This is a genomic window from Roseobacter weihaiensis, from assembly GCF_020622345.1.
Taxonomy (GTDB): domain Bacteria; phylum Pseudomonadota; class Alphaproteobacteria; order Rhodobacterales; family Rhodobacteraceae; genus Roseobacter; species Roseobacter weihaiensis.
This window is the reverse complement of the sequence record NZ_JACNMO010000021.1, coordinates 79,713-96,522: the sequence shown is the minus strand read 5'-3', so window position 1 is coordinate 96,522 and position 16,810 is coordinate 79,713. Positions and strand designations below refer to the sequence as shown.

17 protein-coding genes and 1 tRNA gene are annotated in these 16,810 nt (G+C 54.3%); 14 read left to right on the top strand and 4 right to left on the bottom strand.

Going from position 1 to position 16,810, the window contains the following annotated elements:
* The 8 genes from H7847_RS19500 to H7847_RS19460 all read left to right on the top strand — a co-directional run.
* Positions 1–224 (top strand): helix-turn-helix domain-containing protein (locus H7847_RS19500; RefSeq protein WP_227271151.1); only part of this gene is annotated, 224 nt, incomplete at its 5' end.
* Positions 225–578: 354 nt separating this feature from the next.
* Positions 579–737 (top strand): hypothetical protein, encoded by a 159-nt coding sequence (locus H7847_RS27255; RefSeq protein ID WP_227271157.1) that lies wholly within the window; start codon positions 579–581, stop codon positions 735–737.
* Between the two features lie 11 nt (positions 738–748).
* The gene (locus tag H7847_RS19485) at positions 749–1,666 is read left to right on the top strand and encodes a restriction endonuclease (RefSeq protein WP_227271150.1); all 918 of its coding nucleotides are present in this window, start codon (positions 749–751) and stop codon (positions 1,664–1,666) included.
* A gap of 6 nt (positions 1,667–1,672) precedes the next feature.
* Positions 1,673–3,343, top strand: coding sequence for a type I restriction-modification system subunit M (locus H7847_RS19480; RefSeq protein WP_227271149.1), 1,671 nt, complete (start codon positions 1,673–1,675; stop codon positions 3,341–3,343).
* Positions 3,333–4,646, top strand: coding sequence for a restriction endonuclease subunit S (locus tag H7847_RS19475; RefSeq protein WP_227271148.1), 1,314 nt, complete (start codon positions 3,333–3,335; stop codon positions 4,644–4,646). The genes H7847_RS19480 and H7847_RS19475 overlap by 11 nt, the downstream gene beginning before the upstream one ends.
* The gene (locus H7847_RS19470; protein ID WP_227271147.1) at positions 4,646–5,371 is read left to right on the top strand and encodes an abortive infection family protein; all 726 of its coding nucleotides are present in this window, start codon (positions 4,646–4,648) and stop codon (positions 5,369–5,371) included. Before H7847_RS19475 ends, H7847_RS19470 begins: the two co-directional genes overlap by 1 nt.
* Positions 5,368–8,508 (top strand): type I restriction endonuclease subunit R, encoded by a 3,141-nt coding sequence (locus H7847_RS19465; protein WP_227271146.1) that lies wholly within the window; start codon positions 5,368–5,370, stop codon positions 8,506–8,508. The genes H7847_RS19470 and H7847_RS19465 overlap by 4 nt, the downstream gene beginning before the upstream one ends.
* Positions 8,509–9,775: 1,267 nt before the next feature.
* Positions 9,776–9,852, top strand: a tRNA-Arg gene (locus H7847_RS19460).
* Between the two features lie 11 nt (positions 9,853–9,863).
* Here H7847_RS19460 and H7847_RS19455 read toward each other — a convergent pair.
* The 3 genes from H7847_RS19455 to H7847_RS19445 all read right to left on the bottom strand — a co-directional run bounded on the left by H7847_RS19455 (position 9,864) and on the right by H7847_RS19445 (position 11,199).
* Entirely contained in the window at positions 9,864–10,262 is a 399-nt protein-coding gene (locus H7847_RS19455) for a hypothetical protein (protein ID WP_227271145.1), read from the bottom strand.
* Between the two features lie 167 nt (positions 10,263–10,429).
* Positions 10,430–10,900: a GNAT family N-acetyltransferase gene (locus H7847_RS19450; RefSeq protein ID WP_227271144.1), complete on the bottom strand. Its 471-nt coding sequence runs from the start codon at positions 10,898–10,900 to the stop codon at positions 10,430–10,432.
* Positions 10,888–11,199 (bottom strand): ETC complex I subunit, encoded by a 312-nt coding sequence (locus H7847_RS19445; protein WP_227271143.1) that lies wholly within the window; start codon positions 11,197–11,199, stop codon positions 10,888–10,890. Before H7847_RS19445 ends, H7847_RS19450 begins: the two co-directional genes overlap by 13 nt.
* A gap of 227 nt (positions 11,200–11,426) precedes the next feature.
* Between H7847_RS19445 and uvrB the strand changes: the two genes are divergently transcribed.
* From uvrB to H7847_RS19420, 5 genes are all read left to right on the top strand, one after another.
* The gene (uvrB, locus tag H7847_RS19440) at positions 11,427–13,622 is read left to right on the top strand and encodes an excinuclease ABC subunit UvrB (protein WP_227271142.1); all 2,196 of its coding nucleotides are present in this window, start codon (positions 11,427–11,429) and stop codon (positions 13,620–13,622) included.
* 67 nt (positions 13,623–13,689) lie between these two features.
* Entirely contained in the window at positions 13,690–14,388 is a 699-nt protein-coding gene (locus tag H7847_RS19435) for a helix-turn-helix domain-containing protein (RefSeq protein WP_227271141.1), read from the top strand.
* The gene (locus H7847_RS19430; protein ID WP_227271140.1) at positions 14,369–14,764 is read left to right on the top strand and encodes a PIN-like domain-containing protein; all 396 of its coding nucleotides are present in this window, start codon (positions 14,369–14,371) and stop codon (positions 14,762–14,764) included. Before H7847_RS19435 ends, H7847_RS19430 begins: the two co-directional genes overlap by 20 nt.
* An 86-nt stretch (positions 14,765–14,850) precedes the next feature.
* Positions 14,851–15,189, top strand: coding sequence for an EamA family transporter (locus tag H7847_RS19425; RefSeq protein WP_227271139.1), 339 nt, complete (start codon positions 14,851–14,853; stop codon positions 15,187–15,189).
* A gap of 195 nt (positions 15,190–15,384) precedes the next feature.
* Positions 15,385–15,717, top strand: a complete 333-nt coding sequence (locus tag H7847_RS19420) for a hypothetical protein (RefSeq protein WP_227271138.1) — start codon at positions 15,385–15,387, stop codon at positions 15,715–15,717.
* Positions 15,718–15,737: 20 nt separating this feature from the next.
* Here the strand turns inward: H7847_RS19420 and H7847_RS19415 are convergent, their stop codons facing one another.
* Positions 15,738–15,995: a TFIIB-type zinc ribbon-containing protein gene (locus tag H7847_RS19415; RefSeq protein ID WP_227271137.1), complete on the bottom strand. Its 258-nt coding sequence runs from the start codon at positions 15,993–15,995 to the stop codon at positions 15,738–15,740.
* A 143-nt stretch (positions 15,996–16,138) separates the two neighbouring features.
* Between H7847_RS19415 and H7847_RS19410 the strand changes: the two genes are divergently transcribed.
* On the top strand, positions 16,139–16,807 hold the full coding sequence (locus H7847_RS19410; protein WP_227271136.1) for a hypothetical protein: 669 nt from the start codon (positions 16,139–16,141) through the stop codon (positions 16,805–16,807).
* Positions 16,808–16,810 lie beyond the last annotated feature (3 nt).

Below are 16,810 nucleotides of genomic sequence, written 5' to 3'. Positions count from 1 at the left end.
TAGCGGCTTACGCGCGGGTTCTCCGCGAGAGACGTAAGGCCGCGAACCTCTCGCAGGAGGAACTCGCGTTCAGAACAGATCTTTCCATGAGCTACATCTCGTTCCTGGAAACCTGTAGGCGACAACCTACGTTGACAGTTATGGACGCAATTTGCCGTGAACTTGGCGTCTCACTCACGGAGTTTGTCAGTGAGGTTGAACGCGCGGCGGCAAAGAGTCGATGAAGCAGTGTGGACAGACAAGCGCGAAGCGGCATTAAAATCGATTTGCGCAGACGAAAAGCTGGAGTGAGAAGGTTTCGCAGGGTTGTCGCCGCTATGCTTTGCTGGTGTGGTACCTTCAGCTCATCATGCCGCCAGATGCGTTCAACGAGTTTGTGCTTCACTGCCACTCCGTGTTTTTCAACAAGCCTGTCACCACGCGATATCCATAGCGTCCATACTTGTCGGCCAACTCGGTGATGTAGTCCGTCATGGACCAGCCTTAGGTATGTTAAATGCGCGTCAGCGTGTCGCCGATGAGTCAAACAATCCAGTTTACTATCGCCAGATGTGTATCCATCGGCTACACCTTTGATTATGAAAAACTCGGGACTGCGAATTCGTATTGAGCGGGAGCTTCGCCAGAAGTTTCTCGAAGTCTGTCGGGATCAAGACCGTCCAGCCGCTCAGGTAATCCGTGAATTCATGCGTCAATACATAGCGTCACATCAAGACCAAGAAGACACACGAAAGTAGTCAAAAAACACATGATCCCGGATTATCAATCATTGATGCTGCCCGTGCTCCAGTCTGCCGACAGCGAAGCGGTGCAGACAAAAGACGTTATTGCCAAACTGGCAGAGAAATTTGGGTTGTCGGTTGATGAAAGTGCGGACCTTTTGCCTTCTGGAAAGCAAAAAACGTTCGATAATCGTGTCCATTGGGCAAAAACCTATCTGAAACAAGCGGGGCTTCTCAGCTACCCAAAACGAAGTTTCTTTATTGCGACCGAAGAGGGGCGAAGGGTTCTCGCAGAAGCCCCTGATCGCATCGATAACAAGTTTCTTGAACGATATGATGCGTTCCAAGAGTTCAAGAGCAGAAAGGGATCCTCCAGCGGAGCGGCAAATGCACCAACCAAGGGTCCTAAGGAAACGGATGCAACGCCTGATGAAATCCTCAGGACAGCTCATTCTCAGATTAACTCGGCACTCGCTGCCGACCTTCTTGAGCGCGTACGTACCGCGTCCCCGCAGTTCTTTGAAAACTTGATCGTCGACTTGCTGCTGGCAATGGGCTACGGCGGCACCTCAGAGGATGCCGCGCGAGCGCTTGGTCAATCTGGCGACAATGGCGTTGACGGCGTGATTGATCAGGACCCGCTCGGGGTCGATCAAATTTACGTCCAAGCCAAGCGATATGCGGAAGGCAATAACATCGGCGCTGGCGATATCCGTGATTTCTTCGGTGCGCTGAGCTTGAAGAAAGCCCAGAAAGGCATCTTCTTCACCACCTCCGCTTTCAGTTCTAGCGCGACACAGACTGCTAAGGACCTCGGCATGCGGATTGTCCTAATCGACGGCAATCAGCTCACCAAGTTGATGATCCGGTACAATATCGGCTGTCGTCTGGAAGAAACTGTGCACCTGAAAAAGGTGGATGATGAATTTTTTGAAGGTGAATGAGGCGATATGACAAACGCAGAGGACCAACCGGAAGCTGCCCTAGTAATTGATGAGAAAGAGCTTGGCATCGACCCCGAGGCTCTTTGGGCGGCTGCGGACAAACTGCGCGGCTCTATCGACGCTGCAGAGTACAAGCATGTCGTCCTCGGTCTGATCTTCCTGAAGTACATCTCAGATGCGTTCGAGACTCGCCGCGAAGCATTGCGACAGGAGCTTGAAGCCGATGGCATTACCGGCGCATCAGCCGAAAACATGCTCGAAAGCCGGGACGAATACACCGCTGAGGGCGTCTTTTGGGTTCCGATCGAAGCGCGTTGGGCCGAAATTCAAGCCAAAGGCAAAACACCAAATATCGGCAAACTGATCGATGACGCCATGTACGCGATTGAGCGGGACAATCCTAAGCTCAAGGGAAAGCTGCCACGTGACTATGCGCGACGGGGTATTTCACCGGAGCGCCTAGGTGGTCTGATCGACCAGATCGCCTCCATCGCTGTCGGTACAAAGGAAGCGCAGAAGAAAGATATTCTAGGGCGTGTCTACGAGTATTTTCTCGGCAAGTTCGCCGCTGCAGAAGGCAAGCTAGGCGGGGAGTTTTTCACGCCCAGCTCCATTGTGCGGCTGATGGTCGAAATGATCGAGCCCTATGAGGGCCGTGTTTATGACCCCGCATGCGGTTCGGGCGGTATGTTCGTTCAATCCGAACGCTTTGCCGAATCTCACGGTGGATCAAAGCGCGATCTCTCTGTGTTTGGGCAGGAATCAAATCCGACGACGTGGCGTCTGGCCCATATGAACCTCGCCATTCGCGGGATTGAAGCCAATCTGGGCGAGCAACCAGCGGACAGTTTCACCCGCGACCTGCACCCGGACCTCAAGGCTGATTACATCCTCGCAAATCCGCCCTTCAACATCTCTGACTGGTCTGGCGACCTACTTCGTAGTGATACGCGCTGGAAGTACGGCCCGCCTCCCGTCGGCAATGCGAACTATGCTTGGATACAGCATTTCATCCACCACCTCTCCCCGCCCAATGGCAAAGGCGGCGGCATCGCAGCGTTCGTAATGGCGAACGGGTCGCTGTCTTCGACGTCAGGCGGAGAAGGGCAAATCCGGACGAAAATAATCGAGGCTGACCTGGTCGACTGCATTATCGCCATGCCGCCACAGCTATTCTTGACGACTGGAATTCCAGTCTGCCTTTGGTTTGTAACGCGTGATAAATCGGGCAAGTATCTTGATAAGGGGCGCGGTGGTCGCGACCGTTCTGGCGAAACTCTATTCATCGATGCACGCGATATGGGCGCACTGGAAGAAGGATCGCGGACGTTGCGCTTCCTTTCAGGGCGCGACCACCCTACTTCCCCGCCACCACCCGAAACGGAGATCGGCCGGATCGTCGCGACCTATCATGCCTGGCGCGGCGAGCAGGACGCGGGCGCTTACGAAGACGTCAAAGGCTTCTGCAAAGCCGCAAAGCTATCGGACATCGCCAAATACAACCACGTACTAACCCCTGGCACCTATGTTGGTAGCGCAGCGCGCAAAGCCGATGATGAGCCATTCGAAGAGAAGATGGAGAGGCTGGTCGGGGAGTTGAGCGATCAGCTCGCAGCGTCGGATACTCTGGAGGCGGAGATAAAGAAGAATTTGGGGGCGCTTGGGTATGAGTTCTGAGCGATCCGAGTGGGCACTCGAGAAGTGCCTTGAAGTTCTGATTGATTACCGAGGCAAGTCGCCGACAAAATCGAAGACCGGTATTCCGGTCATCTCTGCAAAGGTCGTGAAAAACGGCAGAATTCTGGAGCCAGTTGAGCAAACCATAGACCCGTCTTACTACGAAGAGTGGATGCGCCGCGGCCTTCCAAGTGTAGGGGATGTCGTCATGACAACTGAGGCCCCCTTGGGAGAAGTCGCTCGCTTAAACGCGCGGACAGCTCAGTACGCCCTTGGGCAAAGAATTGTAACCATGCGTGGGCGTCCAGGTTGCTTGGACAATGGCTACTTGAAGTACCTACTTCTGTCGGACGAAATGCAAGATCGCTTGTACCGGCGCGCCACAGGCACAACAGTTCAGGGCATAAGCCAGAAGGCGCTTCGGCAAGTAGAACTTCCGCTTCCTGATTTTGACATCCAACGCGCCATTGCCAAAATTCTTGGTGATCTGGACGACAAGATCGATCTCATGCGGGAGATAAACGCGACGCTAGAAGAGATGGCTCGAACGGTGTTTCGGACATGGTTTGTCGATTTTGAGCCCGTCCGTGCTAAGGCCACCGGCGCAACCAGTTTTCGCGGCATGCCTCAGGAGCTATTCGAAACTCTTCCAGATAGCTTTCAGCCGTCCGAGATCGGAGATATTCCTGCTGGATGGTCTTCGAAACCTCTTTCGGACCTCATTGAGGTAAATCCTGCTCGACAATTGAAGAAAGGCGTTGAAGCAACCTACCTAGGGATGACGGACGTTCCCACGTCTGGGCCGGCACCTGCCAACTGGGCGCAACGGAAGTTCACTTCAGGTATGCGGTTCAAAAATGGCGATACACTCCTCGCCCGGATCACTCCGTGCCTTGAAAACGGAAAGACTGCATTGGTCGATTTCCTCGATACGGGGGAGATTGGCTGGGGTTCGACAGAATATATCGTGCTGGCACCTCAGGGCTCTGCGTCCCGCGAATTTATCTATTGTCTTGCCAGGAGCGAGCGCTTTCGGGAATTCGCGATAAAGAATATGACCGGGACAAGCGGTCGCCAGCGCGTCGGTCACGAGTCCATATCCGGCTACAAGATGGTTGATCCTGGAACGGAGGCTCTCCAAGCATTTGAGCAACTCTCGAAACCGATGTTCGAGCGGATAACAGCGAACCGAGACGAGATTTCTACTCTTTCAGCTTTCCGCGATACGCTTCTCCCCAAACTCATCTCCGGCGAATTGGATGCACCGAGTCTAGAGGACCTTGGCCTCGAAGGTGGCGAGTAATGGCAGTTGAGGCATACACATTCCAATTATCCGCCTGCCGTGAATTGATGGAAAGCCATCCGGAATCTCTTGTTATTCGCCAGCAAGTGGAAGCGTTGGAAGACGCGATGCCGGACAAGCCAGGCATCGCCGTGTCCTTCTGCCTTACATTGATCGAAACGACCTCCAAAACCATTTTGGTAGATCGCGGCCAAGCACCCGATGGCGCTTGGGAAGCTCCAAAACTCATCGCAGAAACCACTAAGTTTCTGCACCTCGGCATTCACGGTGACGGGCACACTGATCCCACTTTGAAGAACGGTGCGGAGAAGCTGCTGCGAGGGGTCAACTCGATTATTGATGGCGTCATGGAAATCCGCAACGCCCATGGGGCGGCGGCTCATGGATCAGATGCCTACGCCCCGATGCTCGACGCGCGCTATGCCGAAATTCTCGCCAGGGCGACGGATGCTGTAGTCGGGCTATTGTTCAAAACCCATCTAAACGGCTCAGGCAAAGCGCCGCTAGCGCGCTTGCGATATGGCGATCACAACGATTTCGACGAGTGGATCGACAACGATTTCGGGCCATTCGAAGTGCTCGAAACGCCACTAGTTGCGAGCGAAGCCTTGTTTCGAACTGATAACAACGCGTATCGGACAGCGCTTGTCGCATTCAAACAGGAGCAGGACGGCGCGCGAGAACAGCAAGAAGAACAGCCTGATGGAGGGGAGGCCGAGGTATGAGGGAAGATATCGTCGAACAGGCCGCCTTGGGTTGGTTTGAATCTCTTGGTTACGATACCGCGCGAGGAGCTGATATCTCCGTCGGCGCGGATTATCCCTTACGTGAGTCATACGAAGACGTTGTGCTAATGCCCCGTCTCAAGGCGGCGTTGCGCAAGCTGAATCCAGACTTGCCTGAGGATGCCATCGGACAGGCGGCGACGCTTGTGTCCCGCCCGCCAGAACCAACACTTGAACAGAACAACCGCTGGTTCCATCGCTTGTTGACGGATGGCGCGGACGTTGATTACCGAACGGCGGAAGGCGAAACGCGCGGCGACAAAGCGAAGTTGTTCGACTGGCACAATTTGTCTGCGAACGACTTTCTGGTAGTTCGCCAGCTCACCGTAAAGAACGGTGAACATACCCGTCGCCCCGATCTCGTGATCTTTTTGAACGGGTTGCCGGTCGCAGTGATTGAACTGAAAGACCCCACAAACGAAGAAGCGACCCTCTGGACGGCATTTGATCAGCTCCAAGATTACAAGTCCGCAGTCCCGGCGCTCTTTGCCTACAATGAAATTCTTGTCGTCAGCGACGGTGACCAGTCGCGAGTTGGCTCCCTCACCGCTGATCAGGATCGGTTTACGCCTTGGCGTTCGATCAAAGATGACGGGTATCCAGGCGCGCCGACGCTGGAAACCGTGATCACTGGACTGTTTCGTCGCGACGCTTTGCTGGACTACTTGGCTCACTGCATTGTCTTCGAGGAAGACGAACGCACAGGTCGTATCATCAAGAAGATTGGCGGTTATCATCAGTTTCGCGCGGTTCGCAAAGCACGCGAACGGGTGACACTATCCCTCAAGCCGGAAGGTGATGGACGTGGCGGCGTCGTCTGGCACACGCAGGGCTCCGGCAAGAGCTTGACGATGTTGATGCTCTCGGGCGCCTTAATTGGAGATACAGCACTTCAGAATCCGACCATTGTTGTTGTTACCGATCGCAACGATCTCGACGGTCAGCTCTTTGGGACTTTTGCTGATGGACGCGCGCTCTTGCGCCAAGACCCGGAGCAGGCTGCGGATAGAGAAGACCTTTCCAGCAAACTCAATCGCGCTTCGGGCGGGGTGATCTTTACGACCATCCAGAAGTTCGAAGAGCGTGCGGAACCCGTCAGTACTCGTGCGAATATTGTGGTTCTTGCGGACGAAGCGCACCGTAGCCAATACGGTTTTCTTAAAGGCGGTGCGCGTTGGATGCGAGAAAACCTTCCGAACGCAACTTTCGTTGGGTTCACAGGAACTCCGGTTGAGGGTGGTGACCGATCTACACGCGGTGTCTTCGGAAGCGACGTCGATATCTACGACATAAAACAAGCAATCGACGATAACGCTACGGTCCCAATTTACTACGAGATGCAGCTCATCAAGCTAATTCCTGACGATGAGGGGATAACAGAGGCTGAACGGCTGATCGCAGAAGCAGCCGATGACGACGACGCGGGTTCGTCCGGCGATCCTGACATTACAGTTCCATTAGAGATGCTTGCTGGAGCAGACCAACGTCTTGAGACCTTGGCCTCTCAAATCATCAGCCACTTCGATCAGAGATCAGAGGTGATTGATGGGAAGGCGATGATCGTCTGTATGAGCCGCGATATCTGCATGAACCTTTACGATAAAATTACATCGCTCCGGCCTGACTGGCACTCGGATGAAGACGATGCAGGCGCGATCAAGGTCGTAATGGATTCAAACGTTACACCGCGGCGGGTGAAAAAGGACGCAACGGGGAAGCCAATTAGAGATGCCGCCGGGAATCCAGTCTACGAAGAAACCGCCGAGCAGTTCGAAGAACGCACACAACGGACCAAGTATCATGGACGGACAAAGACACGTCGTGAGAAACTGGCGCTTCGTCTGAAGGACAATGCCGATCCGCTCAATCTCGTGATCGTATGCGACATGTGGCTGACGGGCTTCGACTGTCCTTCCCTTCACACAATGTATCTCGACAAGCCGCTCGCCGGGCATAACCTCATGCAGGCCATCGCCAGGGTGAACCGTGTCTTTGGTGACAAGCCAGGCGGCGTAGTCGTGGACTATTTGGGTATCGCCGACCAGCTTCGTGACGCAATTCAGACCTACACTCAGGCTGGTGGGGAAGGAAAACCTGTCGAGAACATTCAGGATCAGGCAGTGCCCCTCATGCTGCGGCATGCGGAAGAGTTAACGGCCTTCTTTGGTGATTTCGATTATATGAGCCTTGTCGCAGGTTCAGATGCAGATCAGCTCAGAGCAATTATCGATGGTGCCAATTACGTTCTTCAAAAGGAGAACGGCAAGAAGCGATTTGACGAAATGACTGTCCGTTTGTCGAAGGCGTTTGCACTTGCCGTGCCACGCCCCGAGACCGATGCAGTCCGTGACCATTTGGCCTTCTATCAGAATGTCCGCTCTGCGATCCGCAAGCGGTTCGACGATGAAAACCACACTCGATCTAGCGCAAGCTCACCAGCAGTTAATCAAGTCATTTCAGGTGCAATTCGAACTGACGGCGTGATCGATCTCTTTGAAGTAGCCGGATTACCAAACACAAACGTTGGTATTTTGTCAGATGAGTTCCTTGATCGCCTCGCGGCGCTGCCACAGAAAAATCTAGCGCTTGAGACGCTCAAAAAGCTGTTGAGCGATCAAATTCGAACTCGTGAACAGGTCAACATCGTACAATCGCGGTCATTTCGAGAGTCACTTGAGAACGTCCTAATCCGTTATTCCAACCGAGCGATTTCAACGGCACAGGTCATCGAAGAGCTAATCGGCTTAGCAAAGTCCATTTCGTCGGCGATTGCTGAAGGCCATGAAACTGGCCTAACAGAAGAGGAAATCGCCTTCTATCAGGCGTTGGCCGATAACTCGTCTGCTAAGCAAGTGATGCAGGATGAAACACTCAAGCAAATCGCAAGGGAGTTGGCTGAGAGCATCAAGCGAAAGGCGACTTTGGATTGGACACAGCGCGATACAGTTCGAGCCGATATGCGTCGCACGGTGCGTAGACTGCTCGCAAAATATGGATATCCACCTGACGCACAGGAATCAGCTACCAAGCTAATCATTGCTCAGGCAGAGCTCATGGCAAGAAATGAGGTCACTTAGGGGCCAGCCACTTTGTGCCCGTCTGTTGAACTTGACCTGTCGAATTAATGCGGGGCCTGTTACGCTACTTGGGCAGCGTACAGGATCACGCAACAGCTAACGCAAAGGCGAGAGCCGCTGCGATAGTTGGGGTCTCCGCGCCTCCCGCCTTTGCTACCATTCGGCCGTAGCCAGCCAAATTGGCAATTGTGCCGACTGCTGATGCGATCAAGCGCGGAAGCTTAATTCTAGTGGGTGCCGGTCTACTTGAAAACCAGCACTTGCTCGATAATACCTGTGGCGACAGCTCATCACTGGTCAGTTCAGAATGCATGAACGGACACCTGTGCGTCGGTCAATATACAAGTAAAAATGCGCGATGCCGCCATCATGGTCATATTCGGCCTTCCGTATGCAGAGGTCAAAGAATTCAAATCCTCAGAAACGGAGTATCTGAATTCACTCATTGACTTGACCTCTCAAACCGCGCCAGCAACGGATTGAACTTTCTCCTGAATTGATTTTTCTCCATCACCCATTTTTGTTCTCCAAACGCTTTGTAAAATGGATTGTTTCGAGCAAATATGCGGGAGGGTCCAAAAACAATGAGTCCGACAACGACCAAATACCAGCGTGGCTGGACCTCGACGACGCCAAAGAAGTATATCGCACACAAACCCAGATAAGGTACTATGAAGTACCAGATCCGCGATGACAGCAACTGCCATATCTTCGGGTTTTGATTGGCTGTTTTTGTCACTTGCAGTGCCTTTCCAAGAGGCGGCTATCAAAAGGCTCAAACAATTGAAGAGAAATGGCAGCGGTCATTGCCAATAGCCCTTCATTCACTTCAGACGCTGCAACACCAACTTTATCGTACGTCATAATATCTCAAATCACTTTTTCCCAAAAAACCAATCAAAGGCCAGAATGAATGGACCGAATATTATGCCGCCAAGAGCTAATCCATCACCGTATAGAGATTGCCCCACTCTGGAGAAGAGGTAAAAAAGTTCACGAAAAGGACCACGTAAAAGAACAGGCCGACAAAAACCCTTTGCTTACGAGGTAGCAGTATTGATGGCTTCGGCGGGGGTTTGCGTGGAGGTTTCAACTGTATATCCTTAAAATGCGTGTCTTGCGCAACTTCTGTCGCTTTTTCCAAATGGGGGTGTTGCTCGGTGTGGCCTCATTCTTTGTCATGCGTTTGGTCTGACATCTGGCTTTGGCAGCAATGTCACCTTATCTTGCCCACCGGTCGCTGATCGTTTAAACCTCGCGTAATAACGGGCCCTTAGCTCAGCTGGATAGAGCAGCCGACTTCTAATCGGCAGGTCGAGGGTTCGAATCCTTCAGGGCCCGCCATTTGACAATTGTCATTTAAGGCATATCAGTGCGGATATTGCCCATAGGCTTGCCAATCTGCTGTCAGGTCGATTTTCATGTGGCTCTTCGGCCACTTTGAGGTGTCTTTTGAGCCACTTTGAAATTTTTGCCTCTCGCAGCTTTGGGCATGAACATCCGCTTTCAGAAACGGCCAATGCAGATATCGTTATTTGCGATGCAAAGCCGCTTCTGATGGCCTTAGAAACGCTTTCGAGCCTTAGCAGGGAAACCATTTGGCCATACGTTTTAGATTCTGGGCGGTGGCGGCGAGGAGGAATTCTTCGTTGGCTCTCTTGGCTCAACTGGGCGGGTGTTGCCTCAACATCCACGATGATGTTGTAATCCGTATCGACCAGATAGTTGATGGCGTTTTGATTGCCAATTCGCATGCAACATCGGGCCTTTTCATCTGGTAACGCAACGGGAAGAATGAAGCAGGATATTGCTAGATAATGCAAAAAAGCTCGAATGTTGTCATCTGTTGTTGAAAAGTGTTTAGAAGTCAGCCGCTCTGTCCAGTTGAGCCAAGGGACCGCTGGGTCCGTGCGTGCAAGTGTTAGAGCGAACGCGTCATAAAAACACTCAGGGGGTCGGTCACATAAGACCCGAAAGGATCGCAGACCTCAAAACCAAAACTCTCATAAAGATGTCGCGCCGCCAGATGCTCCGGACCTGAGCCCGTCTCAAGGTTCAATTGGCGCAGCCCGAGCCTGCGCGCCTGCGCAATAAGAGCGGTCAGCATTGCCCGCCCGACACCCCGCCCCCGCGCCTCTGCAACCGTATGCATCGATTTCAGCTCACCCCAGTCGCCGAACAGCCGGATCGCCCCAATTGCGAGCACCTTGTTTTGCTCTCTGAGGGCAAAGAGATGGATGTCATCGCCATCAAAATCTTCGGCTGGCAGAACGTGGCAACTCTCTGCCGGAGACTGCGACCGCATGAGTTTGAAATGCCTGTCCAAAAGCGCCGCGACATCGCGATCCGACGCCTGCTCCGGGGCGACCTCAAATCCGCCTAGTGGGTCCACGACCCACGCCGTCCGGTTGCAAAATTCTCGCCATAGCCGCCAGGCCGAATGTTCGGACGGCGCTTTTTGGGTTCCTGCACGTCTGCCTTGATGTTGTTTTCTTGGGCGTATTCGACCGCTGCTTCTTTTGTGTCGAACTGCAATCTGACCTGGGCCTGGGTGTCATCCGAAGATGTCCACCCCATCAAAGGATCGACCTCGCGGGCTGAGGCTGGCGCAAATTCCAGCACCCATTTGTGCGTCTTCGCCATGCCCGATGACATGGCTGTTCTGGCCGGTTGGTAGATGCGTGCACGCATGACAAATCTCCTGACTGCCTTCTCACTATATCAAGGATTAGGCCTGTTTGGGCAAGATGCCTTTTCAGCGCAGATGCCGGATGCGAAAATGGTCAAACATAAACGGCGAAACGCGGCCGACATGAGATTTCAGGGCAGCTCCTGTCAATTATTGTCAGGGCGGCAGACCTCCCCCCTTGAACCCGCTTCAAAACAAGGCATGTGTGACATGGAAAGAGAGTTCAGACATGTCTTATGCCCATTCAGATGCCTCAGAGGCTGTTTTGGCCAATCCGGCCCCCGACGTCAGCGCGCGCCCGAAACTGGAAGGCGGCAGGGCGTTCAAACTGGCGACAGATTTTGAGCCTGCGGGCGATCAGCCGACGGCCATCGCGGAACTGGCCACCGGCATCCGCGAGGGCGAGCGCGACCAAGTTTTACTGGGAGCCACGGGCACCGGCAAGACCTTTACCATGGCCAAGGTGATCGAAGAGACCCAGCGCCCGGCCATCATCCTGGCACCGAACAAGACGCTGGCCGCACAGCTTTACGGCGAATTCAAAGGCTTCTTCCCGGACAATGCGGTCGAATACTTTGTCAGCTACTACGATTACTACCAGCCCGAAGCTTACGTGGCGCGCTCCGACACCTACATCGAGAAAGAGAGCCAGATCAACGAACAGATCGACCGGATGCGCCACTCCGCCACGCGCGCGCTGCTGGAACGCGACGATGTCATCATCGTGGCCTCCGTGTCCTGCATCTACGGTATCGGCTCGGTCGAAACCTACGGCGCGATGACCCAGGACCTCAAAACAGGCAGCAGCTACGATCAGCGACAGGTCATGGCCGATCTGGTCGCCCAACAGTACCGCCGCAACGACCAGGCCTTCCAGCGTGGATCGTTCCGGGTGCGTGGCGATAGCCTCGAGATATTCCCGGCCCACCTCGAAGACCGCGCTTGGCGCTTGTCTTTTTTTGGCGAAGAACTTGAATCTATCACTGAATTTGACCCGCTGACCGGTGAAAAAACCGATACTTTCGATCAAATCCGCGTTTATGCCAACAGCCACTATGTGACCCCCAAACCAACGATGCAGCAGGCCATCATCGGGATCAAGAAAGAGCTGAAAATACGGCTCGACCAGTTGGTGAATGACGGCAAACTGCTCGAGGCGCAGCGGCTGGAGCAGCGCACGAACTTCGATCTGGAGATGCTGGAGGCGACGGGTGTCTGCAACGGGATCGAGAATTATTCACGCTATCTCACGGGCCGCGCGCCGGGCGAGCCGCCCCCCACACTGTTCGAGTTCATTCCCGATCATGCCATCGTCTTTGCCGACGAATCCCACGTCTCCGTGCCCCAGATCGGCGGGATGTACAAAGGCGACTACCGGCGTAAATTCACGCTCGCGGAACACGGCTTTCGATTGCCATCCTGTATGGACAACCGCCCGCTGAAGTTCGAGGAGTGGGACGCCATGCGCCCGCAGTCGGTCTTTGTCTCCGCCACCCCGGCCGCCTGGGAGATCGAACAGACCGGCGGCGTCTTTACCGAACAGATCATCCGACCCACCGGCCTGATCGACCCCGAGATCGAAATCCGACCGGTCGATATGCAGGTTGACGATCTGCTGGATGAGGTACGCAAGGTTGCAGCCGACGGCTTCCGCACACTGGTCACCACCCTGACAAAACGCATGGCCGAAGACCTGACAGAGTATATGCACGAGCAGGGGATCCGGGTGCGCTACATGCACTCCGATATCGACACCATAGAACGCATTGAAATTCTGCGGGACCTGCGTTTGGGGGCCTTCGACGTGCTGATCGGGATCAACCTGCTGCGCGAGGGGCTCGACATCCCCGAATGCGGGTTGGTGGCCATTCTGGATGCGGATAAGGAAGGGTTTCTGCGCTCGGAAACATCGCTGATCCAGACCACCGGGCGCGCCGCCCGCAACGCTGAAGGCCGCGTCATCATGTATGCCGACCGCATCACCGGTTCGATGGAACGGGCCATCGGCGAGACGAACCGCAGGCGTGCCAAACAGATTGCCTACAACGAAGAGCATGGGATCACGCCCACAACGGTCAAAAAGAATGTCGAGGACATTCTCGCCGGGCTCTACAAGGGCGACACGGATCAGAGCCGCATTACAGCGAAAATCGACAATCCGCTGGCGGGCGGCAACCTGCAAGCTGTCTTAGACGGGCTGCGGACGGATATGCGCAAGGCCGCCGAGAACCTGGAGTTCGAAGAGGCTGCCAGGTTGCGCGACGAGGTCAAACGGCTCGAAGCGGTCGATCTGGCCATCGCCGACGACCCCATGGCGCGGCAATACGCGGTCGAGAAGGCCGTCGATGACGCTCAAAAAGCCTCAGGCCGCAGCACCATGGGCCGTGGCGGGATGCGGGGGGGTGTAAAACGACGTAGGAGATGAACGGTTTTCTTCTTCGGGGATTCCCTACCGGATGGAGTTAGGCTATCAGGGAGCGAGGAGACAGCGATTGCCGCTAGACAATGAGATCATAGGTTTCGGTGTTTATACGCCTCGAGAGGCCGCTCGACTGATTGGCAGCACGCCACAACGGGTCCTTAGGTGGACCAGAGGTAGTGGACCATCTTCACCGCTTTGGACCGCTCGATACCAATTCGTTGAAGACTCGACTGAAATCAGTTTTGTCGACTTGGTAGAACTGCGTGTAGTTGAAGCTTTAAAAGCAGTTGGCATACCGATCCAAGCTATTAGATTCGCGATAAGTGTCGCACAACAAAAATATGGAATTGAACGGCCTCTATCTTCTCAAGGATTTAAAACAGACGGCGGCGAAATCCTGATGGAAGCAGTTGAGGGGGACGGCGATTTCGTAAGTCTCTCACGGAAAAGGCCAGGTCAAAAAGTCTTTCGTGACATAGTATTCCAATCACTGAAAGATTTAGAGTACGAAGGCGATTTTGTCGCGAGATGGAGGCCGCATTTGCACTCAAAAGTTGTGATTGATCCAGCCCGCGCCTTTGGTGACCCTTTGTTGGACAAATATGGTATCTCGACCTCTATCTTGTTCAATGAGTACAAGTCATTCAATGACATAGAATACCTTTCGAAAATATATGAGATACCAAAAAAAGAAATTACGGCTGCGATTAGATTTGAGAATGCCCTAGAAGAGCAGGCGCAAGTTAAAGATGGTCAAGGTATTATTTGACCACAATATGCCTCCGGCAATCGCGCGAGCGATCCATGAGCTTGTTCGGCTAGATGGTCATGAGGCCTGTGCATTAAGGGATAGGTTTGATCCAAGTATCAGTGATGTAGACTATTTCGATAGCCTTGGCTCGCGCGGCGAGTGGGTCGTCATCTCGAAAGATCTGAAGAATTCACGCAAAAGAGCTGAAAGAGCAGCCATTTTACGAAATCGCTTAGTTGCATTTTACTTGTCACCAGCACTCCAGAAGAAGTCAATCCATCAACAGACCGCATCAATCCTCTGGCATTGGGAGGGTATTCTTCAACAACGCGTAATCGTTGATCGGGGGCTATTTCAGTTGCCGGAAAACAAGGCGCGGTTCCGACAGTTGTAGGGTTCTAAGAATGATCTGAAAACTTTGGGTATCTGTGCTACACTCTCAGCATTTCAAACCAAACCCTTTTCAAACCGCGAGCTTTTATGACCCAATTTGCCTTCGGCTATGCCTTCGCCCTCTTCACCGCGCTCATTGTCATCATCGGCGATTTCGCCATCAAAACCGCCGCCGACGCGGGCCACACGATCACCTCGACTTACGTCGTCCTCGGCGTCGCCCTCTACGGCGTCTCGGCACTCTTCTGGTTCTACGCGATACAGCACGTCACGCTCGCACAGGCGGGTGTTGCCTACTCCATGCTGACCCTCATCGCGCTTGCGATCCTCGGAGCGGTCTGGTTCGGCGAGACGCTGTACACGCGGGAATACGCAGGTCTTGCCTGCGCGCTCTTGTCGATGATCCTGATGAGCCGCATCACGTGAGGCAAAAGAAAGACCCGCATCCTGCGCAACTTACAATGGTGTTCAAACCGCGAGAAGTACCAAGTTGCTCAGGACGCTATACCACACTAGGTGATAGTTATGCGCGGGGCTTTGACATTTTTGCTGTTATCCGGCGGAACGGCACAGGCTTGGGACTATACACACGGCCTGCCGTGCCTTTTGCAGCATCAGAACATGCAAGCTGAGATCGCGCTGACCTACGACCCCAGAGTGCCGGTTTACAGCATCACGATCACACGCTCGGCACCATGGCCCCAGGCGGATATTTTTGCAATGCAATTTAGCGGGCCCGCCGCACTCAGCATCTCAACAGACCGGCACAGCTATAGCCTCGATGGCCTGTCGGTGACCGTAACCGACAGTGGTTTTGGCAATGTGCTGGACGGCCTGCAGTTCAACGACACGGCGACCGCCATTCTGGGAGGGACCACGCAGTCTTTCGATCTTGCAGGGGCTGCGGACGCGGTCGAGGCATTTCGCCTCTGCCAACCGGAAGCCGGCGTTTAGCCTGCTCCGGAAAGCATCGATCAGAAATCAAAGATGTCTTCCAGAAACCCGCCACGTTTCTTGCGTCTCTGATAGCCGCCCCGGTCATCCCGGGCCCCGCGGTCATCATACCCTCGCTGTTGCGGCGGAGGCGGGGGAGGTGCTGCGGCGCTGCGGTCGATGATCTTGTCCAGCTCACCCCGGTCCAGCCAGACCCCGCGGCACTGCGGACAATAATCTATTTCCACACCGCTACGGTCAGCAATCACCAGCGTTGATCCGTCTACAGGGCATTTCATCGTGCTCTCCTCAAAAAGACAATTCCACCTCTAGATAGGTACGCCGCCCGGAATTTCATCTGGTAGATCGCTAAAAGGCAATCAGACGCTGTAACCAATTGTTAACCGTCATTAACCATGATGCACGCCGGGAGACGAATGACATGCGGTCTGTGGTTCTGGCGCTGATACTGGTTTGGGCAAGCGCCTCCATGGTGCAGGCCGGTGCGTGGCTGCGCGGCAAGGGCAGCGGTTTTGCCTCCTCGTCGGTGTCAACAAACCAATCCCGAGACATCTCAACCAGTGTCTATCTGGAATACGGGCTGTCCGAGACCATCACCCTGGGTGCCGATATCAGCTACGGGGTAGACCGGGTCAGCTTTCCCGAAGGGTCCGGCATCCTTTTCCTGCGCTTCCCGCTGGGCCCGACGGACCGCACTCACAAATGGGCGGCACATGTGGGAGTGGGCGCGCGCTATCTCACCGGTGAGTTTCTGCCCGCCGCCGAACTTGGACTGTCTTGGGGGCGCGGCATTCAAATCGGCCAAAAGTACGGATGGGTGAACGTGGATACCAGTTTCAACGAACCCCAATCCCCTGCCGAACAGAGGATCAAACTGGACGGTACCGTGGGCCTGAGCCTCACGCGGCGAACGAAGGTCATGTTTCAGATGTTCAACACGCTGGAAAACGGTGAAACCTTTTCAAAGCTGGCCCCCTCTTTGCTTTTTTCACCCGGCAAGGGCACCACGACATTGCAACTCAGTGCCGAAGTCCCGGTCGCGGGCGGCGGTGAGACGGCCATAAAGGTAGGGATTTGGCGTGAGTTCTGACGG